Here is a 16,658-nt window from a genome sequence, read left to right on the forward strand (position 1 = left end):
AGGTGACATAAGGCTTTTTCTTATTTCAATTTAAATGCCATTGCTTCATACGGACGTAATGTAATATTATCTATCGATCCGCTTCCCACGTCGTAATTGTGTATGAATAACTCTGATTCACTATAACTAATATCCTCAGGCAATTCAAATACACTTTCCTCCGCAGTAAAGTTTGCAATAACAAGAAGTTTTTCGTCCTCATATGTTCTTACATAAGCAAAAATAGAAGGATTATTTTCTAGTATTAAATCATATGATCCATATACAATAATCTCATTATTTTTACGTAACTCAATTAATTTTTTATAGTAATAAAAAATGGAGTTTTCATCTTGGATTGCATGCTCCACATTAACCTCTTTGTAATTAGGGTTTACCGCAATCCATGGCTCACCTGTTGTAAATCCAGCATGCTTCTTATCATCCCACTGCATTGGAGTTCTAGCGTTATCTCGGCCTTTTATATAAATAGATTCCATTACTTTTTCTTTATCTTCACCACAGTCTACCACTTTTTCATTGTACATATTTAACGTTTCAATATCTCGATATTCATCAATTGATTCAAATCGAACGTTCGTCATTCCGATTTCTTCTCCTTGATAAATATATGGCGTTCCCTTCATCATATGAAGAACTGTCGCTAACATTTTTGCTGATTCATTACGATATATTCCATCATTACCAAAACGTGATACAACGCGAGGCTGATCATGGTTATTCCAATAAAGGCTATTCCATCCTGTATGCTCTAATGCTTTTTGCCATTTTGTTAAATTTTGTTTTAAAGTAAGGAGTGAACATGGTATTACATCCCATTTCCCGCCTTCTCCAGAATCTAAATCCATATGTTCAAATTGGAATACCATTTGTAGTTCCTTACGGTCTTCCCCTGTATATAATTTGGCTTCTTCCGTTGTTACACCCGGCATTTCTCCAACTGTCATAACATCATAGTGAGACAATACTTCTTCGTTCATTTCATGTAAATAGTTATGAATTTTCGGGCCGTTCATAAAATGCTTATGACCTGAAACATATCCCTCTTCATCCGTTTCAACAGTTGGTAAACCTTCTTCTTTAGAAATAAAATTAATAACATCCATGCGGAATCCATCAATGCCTTTTTCCAACCAAAACTTCATCATTTCATAAACATCTTGCCTTACCTTTTCATTATCCCAGTTTAAATCTGGTTGTTTTTTAGAAAACAGATGTAAATAATACTCATCTGTCATTTCATCATATTGCCATGCAGATCCACTAAAAGCTGCTCCCCAGTTATTCGGCTCTTTTCCTTCTTTTCCAGGACGCCATATATAGTAATCTCTATACTTATTTTCTTTCGATTTTCGTGATTCCATAAACCAATTATGTTCATCAGAAGTATGATTAACAACTAAGTCCATCATAAGTTTCATATTTCGTTCATGCATTTCATGTAATAGTTCATCCCAATCTTCCATTGTTCCGAACTCATTCATAATTTTACAATAGTCACTTATATCATAACCATTATCATCATTTGGAGATTCATAAACTGGTGATAACCAAATTACATCAATCCCTAATTCTTTTAAATAATCTAGTTTTGAAAGAATACCACGAAGATCTCCGATACCATCACCGTTACTATCCATAAAACTACGAGGATATATTTGATATACTACACTTTCTTTCCACCATTGTTTTTCCATTATGCTCCCTCATTTCATCTATCATTCATCTTTCTCAAGGCGCAAACGTTTTCACCAATGAATGATAACAGATTCTATCTCAATTTAAAATAGCGCTTTCAATATTTATTTTCTATTTTCTAAGAAAACATTTAAAAATCCACATTTATTCATAGAAAAAATGAAAACGTTTTATTTTTTCTAGTGTTTTTATTTATTTTTTGAATCTATTCGTTTATAATGAACTCAAAGAAAACGTTTGCATAAATTTCTAGGGGGAAATATCATGGCAGAGCTAAAATTAGAAAACATTTATAAAATATATGATAATAACGTAACAGCTGTAACAGATTTTAATTTACACATTCAAGATAAAGAGTTTATCGTATTTGTTGGTCCTTCTGGTTGCGGAAAATCTACAACTTTACGAATGGTAGCTGGCCTTGAAGATATTTCAAAAGGAGAGTTCTCAATAGATGGGAAGTTAATGAACGATGTCCCTCCAAAAGATCGAGATATCGCAATGGTCTTCCAAAACTATGCTCTTTATCCACATATGAGTGTATATGATAATATGGCATTTGGATTAAAACTTCGAAAGATACCAAAAGATGAAATCGATCGTCGTGTGAAAGATGCAGCAAAAATTTTAGGGCTTGAACAATATTTAGATAGAAAACCGAAAGCATTATCAGGTGGACAACGCCAACGTGTTGCGTTAGGTAGAGCAATCGTGCGAGACGCGAAAGTTTTCTTAATGGATGAACCTTTATCAAACTTGGATGCAAAACTACGTGTTGCAATGAGATCCGAAATTTCAAAATTACACCATCGCCTTGGAACTACAACAATTTATGTGACACACGATCAAACAGAGGCAATGACAATGGCTTCACGTCTTGTCGTTATGAAAGACGGAAAGATCCAGCAAATCGGAACTCCAAAAGAAGTATATGAAACACCAGAAAACATTTTCGTTGGTGGATTTATCGGCTCGCCAGCAATGAATTTCTTCCGTGGTAAATTAACTGAAACCGATTTCGTTATAGATAATTCATTCAAAATAAAAGTATCTGAAGGGAAAATGAAATTATTACGAGAGCAGTGCTATGTGAATAAAGAAATTGTTTTAGGCATTCGTCCTGAAGATATTCATGATGAACTACTATTTCTAGAAGCTTCACAATCTACTACTTTCACATCAAAAATTGAAGTTGCTGAGTTATTAGGTGCTGAATCTATTTTATATATGAAACTTGGCAATCAAGATTTTGCAGCACGCGTGGATGCAAGACATACGTTTTCACCTGGTGACGAAATTAAAATGGCATTTGATATGAATAAAGCACATTTCTTTGACAGTCAAACTGAACAACGTATTCGCTAAAAATATATTTCTTCTATATAACATACAAAAAAACCGTCCACATATATACTGAGGGCGGTTTTCATTATTATACTAGGGCTTCTACTGTATGAAATGATTGTCCTTTCGTGCTAATAATACCGAATATTGGTAAGTCACTAAGCACCACTTCTTCTTGCTGTTTCATAAAAGATGACGTTAATTGTTTTATCTCTATCCAAACGTCATTAATACAAAGTACATTGGAATCGTTCTCTTGTTGGCGAGAAAAAATAGAATCTATTTTATATAAACCAGCATTTTGAAAGAGCATATCAATGCGACTGAATGCATTCAAAGTAATACTGATAACGCGTTGCCAATCTCCTTGCTTTCCCATATCATAGGATACAAAAAGTGCCTCTCCGCCTAGATTCATAATTTCCTCCACTGTTGCTTGTCCACTTTCTTGATCAATGTCCGTCACAATGACTTTTGCGCCTTGTTTAGCCAACAAAAGAGCTGTATTACGTCCAATACCGATGCCACCGCCAGTTACAATGGCAACTTTTCCTGCAAGCTTCATTTTCATTACCCCTTCTATAAGTCTTACCGTCATTCAGTATACTCCTTTATGAGATTAGTCTGCAAGCAAGAAAATTTTCTAATTCATTTGTAAACGTTTACTTTTTAACCTTCTTTTTTCTTACTATTACGCTGATCGAAAACGAGACCAATAAAAATGAGAATCCCCCAAAAAATTATGCTACCTCCTGTCATTTCAACTTCCCCCTTGTTATATAAAGATATAATTTTTTATTTATTATATCACTTTCTTAATTTTCAATCTATTTAAAATTAAAAATGATATGGCCTAACCTTTTCTTATTTGTATTACCTTCAAAATTTATTTGTGAAATAGAAAAGACCTTTTTATTATATGAATAAAAAGGTCTTTCTTTTATTATACAAGACTCATCACTTTTGTCTTTGCAATTAAATCATGAAAACCACAATTATCTTTGCGGAACAACATCATATATACGTTACATATTAACGGAATTCCAAGTAGCAATATGTTCGGTAATAACAATACAAAAAATCGTAAAATTAATGTTTGTAACGTTAGTTTTTCATTCGTCAATGAAATTAATTTTGTTCTCGTTACCTTTTTTCCAAGTGTAGCACCGTTCCAAATAAAGGGTAACACAATAAAATATAGCGCCATTAATATGAAAGCTACTGTGAGATCATATCTATAGTCACCAAAACTTATATTAAAACGATTCAAAATAGCACTATAGTTTCCGGTCATAATAGCTACTACTGCACCATACATAACCGAGATTAAAAACATGTCAATTAGGGAAGCACCTATGCGATTCATTACAAGCGCTGGACGATGCATCTTTAACTTCATTTTATGTCGACTCCTTCATATCCTTCTTTACCCGTTTCATCGTACCACTTCTAAAAAACATTGTAAACTAGCGTTTCTCTTACTTTTCTTGTACAATGTGTTACAACAGCATTGTAAAGGAGGTTCCCATATTGAAAAAATGGATAATCCTATTCGTCGCCTTCCTATTAACTGCTTGTACAGGAAATACAAACCATGTATCTTATACGATTAACGATGAATACGAACTCATACGTGCTTCTGGAAATGCATTTGAACTTTTCCCCACGCAGGATGCTGTATATGCCACACAATACATCCCTGCCAAAATTACAGACATTGCTTGGGATGATAAATACATTATTGCAAAACAAATAGAGGAAAAGTCAGATCCGAATAACCCTGACGCAGCAATTGCAAGTAAAAAAAGTGAACATTATTGGATTATTGACGTAAAGCACAATAAACGTTTTGGTCCCTACAATGAAAAGCAATTTAATGAACAAAAAGATGCGTTTAAAATTAAGGTACCTTTTCAAAATGTAGATTCATACATAAAAGAAATAAAAAAACAGTCAGCATAATTTTTGAACGCTGACTGTTTTTGCTTATACTATTTTAAAAACAGCTTACTCAGAAAGTGAGATATTAAAAGTTTGTGATTCTTTAACAACTTCTTGTGTTTCTGAGTCTCCTACCATTAAATCATCCGTTGTAAATTTGATATCCTTTATCTTTTCTTTTCCATCATCAAGTATTAAACCAATAATTCCATCTCTTGTTTCACCAGGCTTATAGTCTTCTCTTGATACATTTTTTGTACCAACGAGCGTATCTTCATCATATAAAAAATTTTGAGTCGCTACTTTAAAATGTTGCTTATCATTAACCGTAACATCATTCATTGAGAAAAATTGCATGTTTTTATTTCCGCTATTTTCCACTTTATATGTAATCTCAACGTAACGAATCGTATCACTAATCTCTGTTCCACTTAGCGAGGCATATAATTCTGCATCTTCTTGACTTACTTTATCTCCTAATCTACGCTTTACTTCTTCAGGAGTTAATGCCGTATATACTTTTAATGTATTTTTTGCATCTTCACTCATCTGTGATAAAGAGATCACTTTAACATCTTGCACATGAATTTTCATTGGTGCTACTTCAAATGTTTGATTCACAGATTGCATCTGCTCTAACTTGAAAGTACCCCATCCTGTTTCTTTCACTTTTTGTCCTACTTTTGTCAGCTCACGCCCACCATATTCTTTTGTTTCAGGAATAGATTCTTTCTTTTTCGGTTCAGCTTTCTTTTCTTCTTGATGGAAGCAACCACTTAACATAAGAAGAAAACTACATAAAACAAAAATACTTTTCCATGCTTTCATCATTTAATTTCTCCTAACACTATCATTCATAAATATAAATTAGTCCCTCGCTTTGTAAACTATAGAAACAATGAAAAGTCCACAAAACGAACTTGTCAGTCCAGATACTATTATACCTCCTATTTGGAAAATATGAAAATAGGGATCTACGAACGCGTGAGCGATACATATAAAGGCTGCCACAATGATTGCTGAAGCCCAGTACTTCCTTTTTTCCGAGCTACAATAATATTTTCCCCCGTTTCATTACTATACTTCCATAGTACGTATAGTAGTAATAATAAACCAACACATGTACTCCCGTGTTGCATACATTTATAAACCGGAATACTATGTAATTCTCGTTGCAACAGTGGTATTTTCATAACAAAATAGCCTGTCTTATAGTAAATGCATCCCAAACGACATGTGTTAACATACCTAATAATGCAGAATAGCAAAATACAAAAAGGTCCTTCCATGAAAAAAGCCCCCACCTCTCATTTACTGCATATGCACAGTAGCCAGCAAACGGTTTAGGCAAATGCGGTAGAAAAGGCTTTTTAAAAATGTAATGGTACCCGTACGCTAACAGCAAGACAAGAGGCAGATTTAGATATAAGAACCCAAGCCATGTATGCCCAATCACACCATACGGTCTAAAGTATAAAAAATATTCAAAGTCAGGCGCCATACTACCTAATAGAAAAGCCTTTACTGAAAATATATTTAGAATACTTTTTCGCAAAAGGAAGAACTGCTGCTGGATGTGCGAATGTAAACGGTATGTTTTAACTCCTTTTCATATTTTCAATAGAATACCATCTATCATAACGAGAGAATTGATCTTGATGCAATATTTATTTTCACATTGGAATATGATAGTTTACGTGTTATAATCCACATGAAATATTCAGAAAATAAGGAGGATTCGCGTGTCATTAACACTTATCTTTTTTCTTATTCTGTTTATCTTGTTTTTAAGTACTTACACCGGATTTCTTATATGGAAGAGAATGACTTTCGGCTGGGAAGACCTCGGTTTTGGCGCACTTCAATATACAATTTTATCCCGCTATTTGCAGGCAGTAAGACCCCCACCTCAAAATTCGGCTGGAGCGAAGAAGTTAGACGGGAGTCGGGCTGCCCGTAAACGCCCAATTGGTGTGGGCTGATAATCAGTGGGGGATGAACAAAACCCCAACTGATTAAAGTTTCACTTTATTAGCAAGTTGTCTCACACTTGTATTTGGTGCTTTTTTAGAATCAAAATCCTTTATGAATTGAGGTTTATATATTGCTTGAAGTACCCTTTTTAAAAAGTGTCACATTAAAAAAAGAAAATATCCCTAGTTTTTCCGCATACCCTTACTGTTTACCAGCTATTCGAACTTTACAATCACTTGCTTTCCACCCAAATGTAACATTCATTATTGGAGAAAATGGGACAGGTAAATCAACATTACTCGAAGGAATTGCAGTTGCTTTAGGTTTTAATGCAGAAGGAGGAACGAAGAATTTCCGTTTTAACACGTATGATTCACATTCCTCTTTGCATGAATATATTCGAATTTCAAAAAGTTTTAACACACCAAAAGACGGTTTCTTTCTTCGCGCTGAATCATTTTATAACGTCGCTTCTTATATTGATGAAATAGATGCTATACAATCTTATGGTGGTGTTTCACTACACGAACAATCACATGGTGAATCATTCTTCTCATTATTCATGAACCGTTTTTCAGGACAAGGTTTATACATTTTAGATGAGCCTGAGGCGGCTTTATCCCCGATGAGACAACTTTCTATGTTAGTCCGTATGCATGAGCTTGCGGAACAAGGTTCACAATTTGTTATTGCCACGCATTCTCCTATTTTAATGTCTTATCCAGAGTGTACAATATACTCTTTAACGCAAGAAGGGATTCACGAATCTACATTGGAAGAAACGGAGCATTACCAAACGACAAAACTTTTCTTTGAAAATCGCGACCGGCTATTCCATCATCTATTTGAATCGTAAAAAAAGAAGCAGCCAACCGCTGCTTCTTTTTTATAGTGCTTCTATAAATAAGGCAACCCCGATACCGCCACCGACGCATAAAGAGGCAATTCCTTTTTCTAACCCACGTCTTTTTAATTCGTGAATTAAACTTACCGTAATACGAGCTCCTGTACAACCAATTGGATGCCCTAGTCCTACGCCACTACCGTTTACATTCACTTTTTCACGATCTAAACCTAATTCTTTCTCTACAGCTAAATATTGAGCCGCGAAAGCTTCATTAATTTCAAGTAAATCAGCATCCTCTAATGACCAATCTACTTTTTCTAGTCCTTTTCGAATTGCTGGTGCTGGTCCAATCCCCATAATTTTCGGATCTACCCCAGCTACTGAATATCCAACAATTCTCGCTAATGGTTGTAAGCCTTTTTCTTTCGCTTTTTCTTCGCTCATTAATACTAGAACCGCGCTTCCATCATTCAGGCCAGATGCATTCCCTGCAGTTACGGATCCATCCTTACGGAATGCGGGCTTTAATCCAGCTAATTTTTCAGCTGTAATATCTGCACGTGGATGTTCATCCTTCGAAAATACAACTTCTTTTCTACGTTCTTTTATTGTAATAGGAACAATTTGATCGTCAAAGTATCCAGACTCAATTGCCTTTAGCGCCAATGTATGACTACGAAGTGCAATTTCATCTTGTTCCTCTCTTGTAATTTCATATTGTTCAACTAAATTTTCCGCTGTCTCTCCCATCATAATATGGTGCAACGGATCTTCTAAGATTTCCCACACCGTATCACGAATTTCTCCGTGCTGTAGACGTTGTCCCCAGCGGTGTTGTTTTAATGCATAAGGGCTTGAACTCATTGCTTCTACTCCACCTGCAACGACAATATCGCTTACACCTAATTGAATTTGCATTGCAGCTGACATAATTGCTTGCATACCCGAAGAACATTGACGTTGAATCGTATAACCAGTAACTGTGTCAGGAAATCCTGCCGCTAATGCAGCTGTTCTTGCAGTATTTGCTTCATCAGTTCTTTGAATACAATGACCTAAAATCACTTCATCAACTTCATGTGGTTCCACTCCGCCTCGTTTTACAGCTTCCTGAAGTACAGGAACAGCTAATTCCACTGGTGTTACATTTTTTAGCGCTCCTCCAAAAGTTCCAATTGGCGAACGAACTGCAGCTGTAATAACAACATTATGCATTTTGTACTTGCCCCTCTCTTATGTACCCTAGTCAGTTTTTAGGTGAAATTCCATAAGATGTATGTCTACAATTATCATACTATAAACATACTAAAAAATCAAAATATTTAATATAATAAAAATAGAAGGAATTAACCTTCTATTCTGTCAATGCATATAAAAACTTCTGCAAAATTTTCTCTGTCGTTTCATTCAATTTTGGTAACTTATCTACTGGAAAATATTGAAGCTTCAACCCTTCATGATCGAGCTTTAATTCTCCGCTCATATGATGCCCCTGATACAGATGAATGACATTAAAAATTTCATCTCCATTAGGATAACGGAAATATACTTCCTTTCCTGATAAGACACCAAGAAATTGCATTATTTTTGCATGTAGCCCCGTCTCTTCGAATAATTCTCTACGAGCAGTTTCTTCTGTCGTTTCTCCTAGTTCCATCGCCCCGCCAGGTACACCCCAATCATATGTATCTGAACGATATTGAAGCAATACTTCTTGCTTTTCATTTAATATAATGATTGCTGATCCTACTAGAATAAGTGGTCTTGTACCAACGACTTTGCGTAACTCTTCAATATACCCCAATATGTAAACTCTCCTTTCCTCACCCTCCCTTATCATAACAAAATTCTTCTCTTTTTGTTGATGTAATTTTCAAGAAAAAAAGGAGGCTTTCGCTTCCTTTTTTCACCTTTATCCCGCTATTTGCGGGCAGTAAGACCCCTACCTCAAAATTCAGCGAAAACAAAGAAGTTAGGTGTGGGATCAACTGCCCGTAAAAGCCCGATTGGTTCAACTAATAATCAGTGGGGATGAAGAATCCCCCACTGATTAAAGTTTCACTTTATTTCTTAAAACTTTCGTATTTTACAGCTTCAAAAGCTTCTTCAATTTCATCATTACGATAATGGACGTATGTAAAACGCCCCAATTCTACTAATCTTGCTATTTCTTGTAACGCTTTATGCTGCTCATATGTTTCTTTAAGCGTAATATGTACATAAAACTTCATTAATGGATGTTCATATAAAGGTTCTCCCACCTCTACATATACATCTTCAACCCCTTGCACAACTCTTACATAACTTGCAAATTGATAAAGAGCTTCTCTGTCTGAAACGATTTTTAATGTATACATATATTCTCCCCCTTTCCTTTACTATATCAAAAAGATGGCTACACTACGTTATAGAACTATGAAATTTTTTCGACTTGTAGTCTATATATTCGTGAAATAAACAAGGTGTTTATCCATACATAGGCCCTTTTCCCCACATATATTATAGGAAGAATTTTTTCATTTGAGGTGTTCCTTATGGATCCATACGTCAATATATGTATTTGCATTACTCCAGGCGCTAATATTTCTGACGACCGTATCGCAAAAGATTTAGCAGTTGCAGAATCAATTTGGCACCCCATTACATTTCAAATTAAAGAAGTCATTGTATTAAATGAGCTTTTCCGTTTTTCTGACCGCGAAATTAGTTATAAAAATTCTATTCAAAGTCAGGAAAAATTAGCATCCTTTTTTCAAACATGTGTTAACGAAGCACCTGAATGTGACCTTTATATTTGTTATATTGGTAGTGATTATTTCAAAGAAACAGCAGTGATCGCCTGCGCTTACTCTTTAGCAAGACAACAGCAACTTACAGGTTATATCGTTTTAACAAATTCGGCTGCTCCTGTGAAAAATATATATACGCTCGCTCACGAAATTGGTCATATTTTATTTACAAGACGTGTGTATGGAAAACTTACTCATGCAGATCCTCATTCACCAACTGGCTCGGAGCACCACCCTTCTCCAACAAATCTTATGTATCCGATAGTCCCTCGTCCAGAAAACGTTCATATTCACTCATTATTAACAGAAGAACAAAAAGCTCTTTCTTTACAAAGCTCTTTATTAAAAAGATAAAAACAGTCACTGTCATGTTACTGTTTAAAACGACCTATTCCAATCAACAAACTAAATACAGGCTGCAAAGGATAAAAATATACAACTAAACGTAATCCCTCTAAAAATCAAAATATAGTATTTCTTTGGAAATAATTTTTTGTATATCCAGAGCAGCCCTTTTCCTATTAATTTAAAAAAATACAGCCAGACGTATCACCTAATAAAGTATTAAAATAGTCATCATGTACTTTTTTCAAAAAGGTAGTATATAGCCCAAAAATCGTTAAACCTAAAAACATAATAGATAATATATCTAGAAATATACTTTGCATATTTGTTCTCCTCTCAATAAAAAACTCCGTTCGCCCACTATTAGCAAAAAACTAGTTTACACTTTTTCGCTCTTCATTTTTTAAAGACCATCTCATTAATACATATAAACTTCCATACAGAAGTAAAGACTCTAGCATTCCCCAAAATGGATTTTGCTTTCCTAATTCTTTAAATACAAACATAATGAACAGCGGTATAATGACAGCTAATATTCCTATCCAACCAAGTATATATGCTTCACCAATTAACAGTACTAATAAGATAATTCCAGCTAGTATGTAACTTTGCATAGCAGAAAGTTGTAACACAGGTGTCCCATACCATTTATTCATAAACATTAATAATACTAGTAATAAAATGGGCAGCAAAGCTGCTACATAAATAATGCTAAATTCTTTTACTTTGCTCTTAAACGATGATATTTTAAAGGCAAAAATAATTCCTACAATAGTAATCATTAAAACAATTGGATAGCCGATCAATTGTACATTTGTTAATGTAAATTCATGATTTGGACTTTCAAATAAAATTTTTGTCAGTAACCAATATCCACCAATACCAATAATCATTCCTAAAATACTTTTTATACTCCCGCTTTTATCCTTCTCCATCTCTTTAGCCAACTCTTCTGCATACTCTTTCGGTGAATCACCAAATATATCACTTATCGTCTTCCCCTTTTTCTCACCTTCTATTAAATGCAATTCTGCATCTTCTAGAAAAGCATCCACATCTTCTTCTTTAATCCCTTTTGTTATTAAATATACTTTCGTATCGATTAAAAACTTTTCTCCTTCTTTAGAAATCTCCATTATAACCCCTCCCTTATTTAACCGTTTCTCTTCTATTTATCTTCATCATAATTTCAAGGAAGATTAAAATAAATAAACTTCCGTATAAACATATAATTTGAAATAACATTGGTACGAGATCTTCCGATGTAAAGGTTTTAAACACTAACATAATAGAAAGAGGAATAATTAAATATAAGTTTTTAAACCATCCTTCAAAATACATATTTATAGCTACTGTGATGATAAAAATTCCTCCAACTAATATATAACTTTGGACTAGAGTCAACATAAACATCGTTGTAGGATATATCACATCTAATATCGTAACAGCTCCTAATAAAAACATTGGCGCTATCATGACTAAAAACCACGGTTTTGTAAAGCTTGTTACAAAGGTCATTTTACGAAGCAGAAAATTAGGGCCAGTAAGAGCTAAAACCAGTGTAAAACTATAGCCAATGCACTGAATAAGAGAAATCTGTAAAATTCCATTATGCACCATTAAAATAGAAGCAATAATCCAAAACGAAACGATATTCATTACTGTAAAACCGATTTGCTTCCACGTTTCCTGTCTATCCCTTTCCATCACTTTTACAAGTTCATTTGCATATTCTTTCGGTGAGCTTCCGAAAATATCTTCTACACTTTTCCCATCACTCTCACCTTCTATTAAATGCAATTCTGCATCTTCTAAGAAACTTTCAATGTCGCTTTCTTTCACACCCTTTGCGGTCAAAAACAATCTCATATCTAACAAAAACTTTCGCGCTTCACTTGATAGCATTATTTTCTTCTTCCCTTCCCTTCAAGTAGACGTTCTACACTACTTTGCATCACTTCCCAACGATCCATAAATTCATCTAGTGCATCTTCTCCCTTCTCTGTTAACGTGTAATACTTCCTTTTTGGACCAGATGGAGATTCCTTCATTACACTTGTTATTAGCCCTTCTTTTTGCATTCGTATTAATAATGGATAAATACTTCCCTCACTCGCCATTGTAAAACCATACTTTGCTAGTTTTTCACTCATTTCATAACCGTATATTTCACCTTCAGAAATAATAGCAAGTAAGCATCCTTCTAAAATTCCTTTTAGCATTTGACTTGTCGACATAATTCAAATCCTCCCACTATCTTGTTTTACAAGATAGATAAGCGTAAGTATCTTGCTTTACAAAATAGTATAACAGAGACTATTTTGCAAAACAAGATAGTCATCAATGTTTTTCCAAATGTTTGCAGGAATTTCATAGTTTCCCCTCTAAATAGAGCAATAAGAGAATTTTTATATAAAGGAGTGTTTTTCATCATGGTTACAAATCGAGTTGTCTTTTTAACCGGTGCTGCGAGTGGTATTGGTTATGAAATGGGGAACGCTTTTGCAAAAGAAGGCGCAAAAGTTGTTATAAGTGATCGTCTTGAAGAGCGTGCGAAAGAAGCTGCTGAACAATTACAAAAGGAAGGATTTCAAGCTATCGGCTTAAAATGTGACGTTACATCCGAAGAAGAAATTACAGCAGCAATTTCTCAAACAGTTAGTCATTTCGGTTCATTAGATGTATTAATTAACAACGCAGGAATGCAACACGTCTCACCGATTGAAGATTTTCCAACCGAAAAGTTCGAGCTGCTAATTAAAATTATGCAAATTGCTCCGTTTCTTGCAATCAAACATGCTTTTCCAATTATGAAAAAGCAAAAATATGGTCGTATTATTAATGTCGCTTCTATTAACGGTCTTGTTGGATTCGCTGGAAAAGCTGCCTACAATAGCGCTAAACATGGTGTGATTGGATTAACAAAAGTTGCAGCTTTAGAAGGTGCTACTCACGGAATCACTGTTAATGCACTTTGTCCTGGCTATGTCGATACCCCTCTTGTACGTAATCAACTGCAAGACTTAGCAACTACAAGAAATGTACCACTTGAAAATGTTTTAGAAAATGTCATTTATCCTCTTGTACCACAAAAGCGGTTATTACAAGTACAAGAAATCGCTGATTATGCTATGTTTTTAGCGAGTGAAAAAGCAAAAGGCATAACTGGTCAAGCTGTCGTTATCGATGGTGGCTATACTGCTCAATAAAAAATAAAGTTTGCTCACGAAGAGCAAACTTTATTTTTTATCACGAGGATCGTCGTACTTTAGTAATTGCTGTGGTAACTTTTCTATTGCAACAATTACTCCATCTAATTTACTTTCAATACGATGGAGTAAATACAATGTTACAACAATCGGAAACCCTACATTACCTACCATCCTGATCCACTCTTCCATCTTCTTCTCCTCCTTTCATTATATATATAAGAAAAACAAATAGATTTAGGCATAAAAAAACAAGCTATTACTTACTAGCTTGTTTTTCAAATAATGATGCAATTTCTCGTTTATAATCCCCGCGTATAATACCTTTCTCAGTAATAATACCTGTAATTAATTCGTTCGATGTTACGTCAAATGCAGGATTATAAACATCAGTTCCAACTGGTGCTATTTGCTTCCCAAAAATTTTCGTAACTTCTGTTTCATCTCTTTCTTCAATAACAATTCCAGCTCCAGTTTCTTTCGTAACATCGAATGTCGATAGCGGCGCAGCAACATAAAATGGAATATCAAAATATTTTGCTAAAATAGCTAAATTCATTGTTCCAATTTTATTTGCCGTATCTCCATTTGCGACAATTCGATCCGCCCCTACAATAATCGCGTTTATTTCTTTCGTTTGAATAGCATAAGCAGCAGTATTATCGGTAATGAGCGTTACATCAATATTTGCTTGCTTCAATTCCCATGTCGTTAAACGGCCACCTTGTAAAATAGGTCTCGTTTCACAAGCATATGCATGTAAACGTACACCTTTCTCTTTTCCAATATAAAACGGTGCTAATGCAGTTCCATATCTAGCAGTTGCAATGCTTCCAGCGTTACAAATTGTTAAAATGTTATCACCGTCTTTAAAACATGTTAACGCATGTTCTCCAATACTCCGGCATACCGCTTCATCCTCTTGCTGAATGCGAAGCGCTTCTTCTTCTAACATTTTTTGCGCTTCTTTTATTGTAGTAATCCCTCGAATAGATTCTCTCATACGATCGATTGCCCAAAATAAATTGACTGCCGTTGGGCGTGATGTTCCTAAATAGTTACAGTCCCTATTAAACTTCTTTTGAAATTCTTCGATATGTAAAGTATTATACTTTTTTGCTGCAAGCGCCAAACCAAACGCAGCTACAATTCCAATTGCAGGCGCTCCTCGTACTTCTAACATCATGATGCTTTTCCATACTTCTTCAATAGTCGTTAATGTTTTGTATTCCATACTATGCGGCAACTTTGTTTGATTTAATACCGCAATTGCATCACCTTTCCAACTTACAGATCTCGGAACAGTAACAATTGTACTCATACTTTTACGCCCCCTGAAACTGTCTGTTGAAATAACGTTCGAAACAATTGAATATCAGCACTCTTAGATTCATATTTTATTAATTCTTTTCCTAAGTATAGCGCTTGCTTCTTAGCTTGAATTCTTTTTTCTTTATTTGCTATTTCATCTAAATCAGCTACATGGGCTAAGCCAATTGTTCTACGAATTACTTCACATCCGGCAAATCCGACAGCATCAATAAAAATATTTTGCAAAATAATTGGTAGCCATTGTTTTTCTTTCGTGTATGATTCTACACCTTCTCCAATCCATAACTTCGTAAAAGCTTCTACAAAATAACTCCATGTCTTCTCTATATGGAAAAATAGTACACTTCTATTCTCTTCTTCCCTAGATAAAGCATTTAATAATAGGTTTGCAATAAATTGACCGATGTCAAATCCAAACGGACCATACGTTGCAAATTCCGGATCAATCACTTTTGTTTCAGAAGGTGATGAAAAAATACTTCCAGTATGTAAATCCCCGTGAATAAGCGTTTCTTTTCTCGTTAAAAATTTATATTTATACTGCGCTACTTTTAGTTTTAAGGTTTTATCACTCCAAAGTTCATCAACAGCTAGCTGTAAATCTGGTTCATAATCGTTCGTATCGTAGTGCCCAAACGGATCTGTAAACACTAAATCTTCTGTAATTTTACAAAGGTCCGGATTTACAAATGTACCCTCTAGTACCCTTTTCTCTTCTGACTGTAAACCGAAATCTGAAGTATAAAATAAAACATAGGCTAGAAAACGACCAATATGCTGCGATAAAAGCGGATACTCTTCTCCGTCTATCAATCCTCTTCTTGTAATCGTTAGTCTTGATAAGTCTTCTATTACTGTTACTGCTAACTCTTCATCATGACTGTATACTACCGGAACATATTCCGGTACATACTTCGCAAAAATTTGTAATGCCTTACTTTCAATCGTTGCTCTTTTTATAGACAACGGCCAGCTCTCACCAACTACTTTCGCATATGGAAGTGCTTGTTTTATTATAATTGATTTCTCTCCATCATCTAATTTGAACACGTAATTTAAGTTTCCATCTCCAATTTCATGACAAACTACATTTGCTTTCTTTTCAAAATAGCCATGTTCTTTCGCATATTGTACGGCTGTTATTTCTGTTAATGCATAATATTCCATCGTCTTCTCCCC

Annotated in this window: 20 protein-coding genes and 2 pseudogenes; 6 read left to right on the forward strand and 16 right to left on the reverse strand. The window is 34.7% G+C overall.

Annotated elements, in window-relative coordinates:
- Nucleotides 1-20: 20 nt before the first annotated feature.
- Entirely contained in the window at nucleotides 21-1,697 is a 1,677-nt protein-coding gene (locus ACQKNR_RS02705) for a glycoside hydrolase family 13 protein (RefSeq protein ID WP_427315160.1), read from the reverse strand.
- Between the two features lie 265 nt (nucleotides 1,698-1,962).
- Between ACQKNR_RS02705 and ACQKNR_RS02710 the strand changes: the two genes are divergently transcribed.
- On the forward strand, nucleotides 1,963-3,063 hold the full coding sequence (locus ACQKNR_RS02710; RefSeq protein ID WP_427315162.1) for an ABC transporter ATP-binding protein: 1,101 nt from the start codon (nucleotides 1,963-1,965) through the stop codon (nucleotides 3,061-3,063).
- 67 nt (nucleotides 3,064-3,130) lie between these two features.
- Here ACQKNR_RS02710 and ACQKNR_RS02715 read toward each other — a convergent pair whose 3' ends face one another.
- The 3 genes from ACQKNR_RS02715 to ACQKNR_RS02725 all read right to left on the reverse strand — a co-directional run bounded on the left by ACQKNR_RS02715 (nucleotide 3,131) and on the right by ACQKNR_RS02725 (nucleotide 4,441).
- Nucleotides 3,131-3,640, reverse strand: coding sequence for an SDR family NAD(P)-dependent oxidoreductase (locus tag ACQKNR_RS02715; protein ID WP_000218410.1), 510 nt, complete (start codon nucleotides 3,638-3,640; stop codon nucleotides 3,131-3,133).
- Nucleotides 3,641-3,711: 71 nt separating this feature from the next.
- On the reverse strand, nucleotides 3,712-3,801 hold the full coding sequence (locus tag ACQKNR_RS02720; RefSeq protein WP_000145637.1) for a hypothetical protein: 90 nt from the start codon (nucleotides 3,799-3,801) through the stop codon (nucleotides 3,712-3,714).
- A 184-nt stretch (nucleotides 3,802-3,985) separates the two neighbouring features.
- The gene (locus ACQKNR_RS02725) at nucleotides 3,986-4,441 is read right to left on the reverse strand and encodes an RDD family protein (protein ID WP_427315165.1); all 456 of its coding nucleotides are present in this window, start codon (nucleotides 4,439-4,441) and stop codon (nucleotides 3,986-3,988) included.
- 131 nt (nucleotides 4,442-4,572) lie between these two features.
- Between ACQKNR_RS02725 and ACQKNR_RS02730 the strand changes: the two genes are divergently transcribed.
- Entirely contained in the window at nucleotides 4,573-5,004 is a 432-nt protein-coding gene (locus ACQKNR_RS02730) for a DUF3997 domain-containing protein (protein WP_427315167.1), read from the forward strand.
- Between the two features lie 45 nt (nucleotides 5,005-5,049).
- Here ACQKNR_RS02730 and ACQKNR_RS02735 read toward each other — a convergent pair whose 3' ends face one another.
- Together ACQKNR_RS02735 and ACQKNR_RS02740 are read right to left on the reverse strand one after the other, a co-directional pair.
- On the reverse strand, nucleotides 5,050-5,814 hold the full coding sequence (locus tag ACQKNR_RS02735; RefSeq protein ID WP_427315168.1) for a hypothetical protein: 765 nt from the start codon (nucleotides 5,812-5,814) through the stop codon (nucleotides 5,050-5,052).
- Nucleotides 5,815-5,850: 36 nt separating this feature from the next.
- Nucleotides 5,851-6,578: pseudogene (locus ACQKNR_RS02740) on the reverse strand (DUF4184 family protein).
- Between the two features lie 147 nt (nucleotides 6,579-6,725).
- Here ACQKNR_RS02740 and ACQKNR_RS02745 point away from each other — a divergent pair.
- Nucleotides 6,726-6,965, forward strand: a complete 240-nt coding sequence (locus tag ACQKNR_RS02745; protein ID WP_427315817.1) for a hypothetical protein — start codon at nucleotides 6,726-6,728, stop codon at nucleotides 6,963-6,965.
- Nucleotides 6,966-7,087: 122 nt separating this feature from the next.
- Nucleotides 7,088-7,813 (forward strand): AAA family ATPase, encoded by a 726-nt coding sequence (locus tag ACQKNR_RS02750; protein WP_427315169.1) that lies wholly within the window; start codon nucleotides 7,088-7,090, stop codon nucleotides 7,811-7,813.
- Nucleotides 7,814-7,843: 30 nt separating this feature from the next.
- On the opposite strand, the gene ACQKNR_RS02755 is transcribed toward ACQKNR_RS02750, so the two are convergent.
- The 3 genes from ACQKNR_RS02755 to ACQKNR_RS02765 form a co-directional block, all read right to left on the reverse strand.
- Nucleotides 7,844-9,019 (reverse strand): acetyl-CoA C-acetyltransferase, encoded by a 1,176-nt coding sequence (locus ACQKNR_RS02755; RefSeq protein WP_427315170.1) that lies wholly within the window; start codon nucleotides 9,017-9,019, stop codon nucleotides 7,844-7,846.
- Between the two features lie 139 nt (nucleotides 9,020-9,158).
- Nucleotides 9,159-9,608, reverse strand: coding sequence for an NUDIX hydrolase (locus tag ACQKNR_RS02760; RefSeq protein WP_427315171.1), 450 nt, complete (start codon nucleotides 9,606-9,608; stop codon nucleotides 9,159-9,161).
- Nucleotides 9,609-9,867: 259 nt separating this feature from the next.
- Nucleotides 9,868-10,161, reverse strand: coding sequence for a DUF3928 family protein (locus ACQKNR_RS02765; protein ID WP_000288334.1), 294 nt, complete (start codon nucleotides 10,159-10,161; stop codon nucleotides 9,868-9,870).
- Nucleotides 10,162-10,338: 177 nt separating this feature from the next.
- Here ACQKNR_RS02765 and ACQKNR_RS02770 point away from each other — a divergent pair, with 177 nt between their 5' ends.
- Nucleotides 10,339-10,947: an ImmA/IrrE family metallo-endopeptidase gene (locus ACQKNR_RS02770; RefSeq protein WP_427315173.1), complete on the forward strand. Its 609-nt coding sequence runs from the start codon at nucleotides 10,339-10,341 to the stop codon at nucleotides 10,945-10,947.
- A gap of 51 nt (nucleotides 10,948-10,998) precedes the next feature.
- On the opposite strand, the pseudogene ACQKNR_RS02775 reads toward ACQKNR_RS02770, so the two are convergent.
- From ACQKNR_RS02775 to ACQKNR_RS02790, 4 genes and pseudogenes are all read right to left on the reverse strand, one after another.
- A pseudogene (locus ACQKNR_RS02775) lies at nucleotides 10,999-11,261 on the reverse strand (DNA-binding protein).
- Between the two features lie 51 nt (nucleotides 11,262-11,312).
- Complete coding sequence (locus tag ACQKNR_RS02780) at nucleotides 11,313-12,074, reverse strand: DUF1129 domain-containing protein (protein WP_427315175.1); 762 nt, start codon at nucleotides 12,072-12,074, stop codon at nucleotides 11,313-11,315.
- A gap of 13 nt (nucleotides 12,075-12,087) precedes the next feature.
- The gene (locus ACQKNR_RS02785; RefSeq protein ID WP_427315177.1) at nucleotides 12,088-12,843 is read right to left on the reverse strand and encodes a DUF1129 domain-containing protein; all 756 of its coding nucleotides are present in this window, start codon (nucleotides 12,841-12,843) and stop codon (nucleotides 12,088-12,090) included.
- Nucleotides 12,843-13,175 (reverse strand): PadR family transcriptional regulator, encoded by a 333-nt coding sequence (locus tag ACQKNR_RS02790; protein ID WP_193410153.1) that lies wholly within the window; start codon nucleotides 13,173-13,175, stop codon nucleotides 12,843-12,845. The genes ACQKNR_RS02785 and ACQKNR_RS02790 overlap by 1 nt, the downstream gene beginning before the upstream one ends.
- Nucleotides 13,176-13,370: 195 nt before the next feature.
- Between ACQKNR_RS02790 and ACQKNR_RS02795 the strand changes: the two genes are divergently transcribed.
- Nucleotides 13,371-14,147 carry a 3-hydroxybutyrate dehydrogenase gene (locus ACQKNR_RS02795; RefSeq protein ID WP_427315179.1) on the forward strand — a complete coding sequence of 259 codons (777 nt, stop codon included), beginning with the start codon at nucleotides 13,371-13,373 and terminating at the stop codon, nucleotides 14,145-14,147.
- A 30-nt stretch (nucleotides 14,148-14,177) separates the two neighbouring features.
- On the opposite strand, the gene ACQKNR_RS02800 is transcribed toward ACQKNR_RS02795, so the two are convergent.
- The 3 genes from ACQKNR_RS02800 to mtnK form a co-directional block, all read right to left on the reverse strand.
- The gene (locus tag ACQKNR_RS02800; protein WP_098544004.1) at nucleotides 14,178-14,339 is read right to left on the reverse strand and encodes a YvrJ family protein; all 162 of its coding nucleotides are present in this window, start codon (nucleotides 14,337-14,339) and stop codon (nucleotides 14,178-14,180) included.
- 67 nt (nucleotides 14,340-14,406) lie between these two features.
- On the reverse strand, nucleotides 14,407-15,468 hold the full coding sequence (mtnA, locus tag ACQKNR_RS02805) for an S-methyl-5-thioribose-1-phosphate isomerase (protein ID WP_427315181.1): 1,062 nt from the start codon (nucleotides 15,466-15,468) through the stop codon (nucleotides 14,407-14,409).
- On the reverse strand, nucleotides 15,465-16,646 hold the full coding sequence (gene mtnK, locus ACQKNR_RS02810) for an S-methyl-5-thioribose kinase (RefSeq protein ID WP_427315183.1): 1,182 nt from the start codon (nucleotides 16,644-16,646) through the stop codon (nucleotides 15,465-15,467). Before mtnK ends, mtnA begins: the two co-directional genes overlap by 4 nt.
- Nucleotides 16,647-16,658 lie beyond the last annotated feature (12 nt).

It is taken from the genome of Bacillus sp. NPDC094077 (genome assembly GCF_050279465.1).
GTDB lineage: Bacteria > Bacillota > Bacilli > Bacillales > Bacillaceae_G > Bacillus_A.